The organism is Arthrobacter sp. (assembly GCF_031179385.1).
Classification (GTDB): Bacteria; Actinomycetota; Actinomycetes; order Actinomycetales; family Micrococcaceae; genus Arthrobacter_D.
Map to the genome: position 1 here is coordinate 1 of NZ_JAPSHV010000196.1, position 3,112 is coordinate 3,112.

Genomic DNA, 3,112 nt, shown 5'->3' on the forward strand with positions numbered 1-3,112 from the left:
CAGCAGCACACCCACCTGGTCCGCGTCGAGCAGGCCTGGAATCCCGAGGAAGTCGAGCTCCTCTTCGCTGCCCATCTCGCCGCCCGTGCCGAACTCGCCTCCGTCGAACAGGACGCGGTCAAACGCCGCCTGCGACTCAAGCGCTTCGAACTTCTGCTTCATCAGCTCGCCGGAGGCCTTCTCCTCCCGGTTGGCGGCTTCCATGAGGGCCTCTTCGGGCGCGAAGCCGTCCTCGTTATTATCCGGACGATCGAGCGCATGATCGCGCTCCACCTCCAGCTGGTTGGCCAGCATCATCAGGTTGGGCACCGACGGCAGGAAGACCGACGCCGTCTCTCCCCGCCGTCGGGCACGTACAAACCGGCCCACCGCCTGAGCGAAGAACAGTGGGGTGGCAGTGGAGGTGGCGTACACGCCCACCGCCAGCCGGGGGACGTCGACACCCTCGGACACCATGCGGACTGCGACCATCCAGCGGGTCTCGCCCGCCGAGAATTCCTCAATCTTTCCGGAGGCCTTGGCATCATCCGAGAGAATGACAGTGGGTGACTCACCGGTGATCTTCTTGAGCTGTCCGGCGTACGCGCGGGCGTCGTCGTGGTCAGTTGCGATCACCAGACCACCGGCGTCAGGAACAGCCCGGCGAACCTCAGTAAGGCGCCGGTCGGCAGCCGCGAGCACAGCGGGGATCCATTCGCCGTTCGGGTTCAGGGCGGTCCGCCAGGCCTGGGCCGTGATGTCCTTCGTGACGGCCGCTTCGCCCAGCGACGCCGCCATTTCCTCGCCCGCGCTAGTGCGCCAGCGCATCTGGCCCGAGTACGCCATGAAGATCACCGGGCGGACCACGTGGTCCCGGAGGGCATCGCCATAGCCGTAGGTGTAGTCCGACCGGGACCGGCGGATACCGTCGGCGTCCTCGGCGTATTCCACGAAAGGGATCGCCGCGGTGTCAGAGCGGAATGGGGTACCGGTGAGGGCTAGCCTCCGGGTTGCGGGTTCGAACGCTTCGCGGATACCGTCGCCCCACGACAGTGCGTCGCCGCCGTGGTGGATCTCGTCCAGGATCACCAGCGTCTTCGCCGCCTCGGTCTTCGCCCGGTGCAGCATCGGCTTGCTGGCGACCTGGGCGTAGGTCACAGCGACACCGATGAAGCCCTCACCATGCCGGCCGTCCGCGTTACGGAAGTTCGGGTCGATCGAAAGGCCGACGCGGGCTGCGGCGTCTGACCACTGCCGCTTGAGGTGGTCGGTAGGGGCCACGACGACGATGCGATTCACGATGCGCCGGTCAACCAGTTCGGTGGCGACACGCAGGGCGAAGGTGGTCTTACCGGCGCCGGGCGTCGCGACAGCCAGGAAGTCCTGGGGAGAGTTCGCGAAATACTTCGCGAGGGCCTCTTCCTGCCACTGTCGAAGCTTGGGTGCAGTGCCCCAGGCAGCACGCTCCGGGTACGCGGGAGGAAGGGTCTGGCCGGCTCCGAACAGTGCGTTATTGCTCACTCTTGGGACGGCACCTTTCCTGGATCTGTTGTTGCGGCAAGGGGTTCCCGGTCACCGCGGGCGGCCCTCAACCCGGCCACTATACCGACTACCGCAAAGACGCACAGAGCCAACCAGATTGCAACAAACACGGACACCTGTCCGGGTGCATCGGGGTCCCGCAGGAGGGCGAACAACCCTCCGGCGCCCGCCGTTCCTATGACACCTCCCAATTGGTCCGAGAGCTGCAGCGCCGCCGAATTGCGCCCCTGCTCGTGCGGCGCTGACAGCTTCAGGACGAGAACCGAGGTGCTGGAAAGCGTCAGTCCCATGGCAAAGCCGGCGGCAAGCCATACGAGCACGAGAACCCAGAAAGGGACCTCGGCCGCCGCGGCGAGGGCGAGACCGCCGATGCACAGGGACAGGAGGGTGGAGCCAATGACGAGCAGCCACTGGCGACGGAAACTCACCCTCGCCTGCACGAAGGAGCCTGCGCTCCACCCGATGGCGGCAGCGCTGAGGGCCAAACCAGCGGTCGAGGCGTCCAGGCCTCGGGCGGAGACAAGCATCAGCGGAACAAAGGCTTCTGCGCCGAAGAATGCGACGGTCAGCAACCCGCGGGTGGCAATGACGCTCGGCAGTCCGGGCGCGAGACGCACGGTACCGGTAGGCAGGAGACGAGGGAAAGCAACGGCGGCAGCTGCGAAGCCGGCTACTCCCAATGCAACGAGGAGCCAGGCAGAAACTGGATCGGCAAAACCATCGGCAGCAATCTTCGTCAGCGCGTACTGTGCAGCGAAGACCCCTCCGGCAAGCAGGACCCCGGTCGCGGCGTTCCTTCGCGCCGGGGCGTCAAGTGGTTCACGGGCGGCGGTCACGCGCAGGCTGGCCGTTCGCGGCCAGACCAACAGAAATGCGGCAACCACAACGGGAGCAACCCCGAGAAAGACCCAGCGCCAGCTCGCCTGTTCGGCCAGCACGCCTGAGACGTACGGTCCAATCAGGGAGGGCACTACCCACGCCGCCGCCAGCCAGCCGAACACAACCGGCTGCATCCGCTGCGGGTAAGCCTTGGCGATGATCACGTAGACAGCAACGATCATGAAGCCGCCCCCAAGGCCTGACACTGCCCGACCGAAGGTCATCAGCCAGAAAGCCGGCGCGCTACCGGACACCGCCAGCCCGGCGACCATCAGTGCAAGGCCGGCAGCCAACGCGGGACGCGGCCCCCGCCGGTCACACCAGATACCGCCCAGGACGCTGCCCAGCAGCGACGCGGTGAGGTACATCGAGAACGCGAGCCCGTAACTGGAAACGCCGTCGAGTTCTTGAGCGACTGAGGGCATCGCCGTGACCACCGCCATCGCCTCGAACGCGGCGCACGTGATGATTGCGATAACCCCGATGGTCAGGGGCCTCAGCGATGCGGACATTGCTCCGCCGCGCGGCAAAGCCTCGGATTGTGACATGGCTTCCTCACGAGCGCGCAAACGTCCGCCGGGCCCTGCCCGGCGGACGTTCTGTCATGCGGTATCCCTAGGACTTATCTCCGGGACGCATTGAATTGTAAATTTCCTTGCACGTTGGGCACACCGGAAACTTTTCCGGATCCCTTCCGGGGGTCCACACCTTG

The 3,112-nt window shown here is 66.0% G+C and carries 3 protein-coding genes; all 3 read right to left on the reverse strand.

All coding sequences use genetic code 11. The features are described from left to right. Nucleotides 1-1,500, reverse strand: a 1,500-nt coding sequence (locus tag RIF85_RS15340) for a DEAD/DEAH box helicase (protein WP_309072768.1), incomplete at its 3' end; no start/stop codon positions are given. Then, complete coding sequence (locus tag RIF85_RS15345) at nucleotides 1,497-2,948, reverse strand: MFS transporter (RefSeq protein WP_309072769.1); 1,452 nt, start codon at nucleotides 2,946-2,948, stop codon at nucleotides 1,497-1,499. The genes RIF85_RS15340 and RIF85_RS15345, both read right to left, overlap by 4 nt. Before the next feature lie 67 nt (nucleotides 2,949-3,015). Next, nucleotides 3,016-3,112: DUF3039 domain-containing protein (locus RIF85_RS15350; RefSeq protein WP_309072770.1), on the reverse strand; the 97-nt coding region annotated here is incomplete at its 5' end.

Coding starts and splice junctions, on each gene's coding strand:
- RIF85_RS15345 (WP_309072769.1), bottom strand. CDS start 2,948: ATGTCACAATCCGAGGCTTTGCCGCGCGGCGGAGCAATGTCCGCATCG.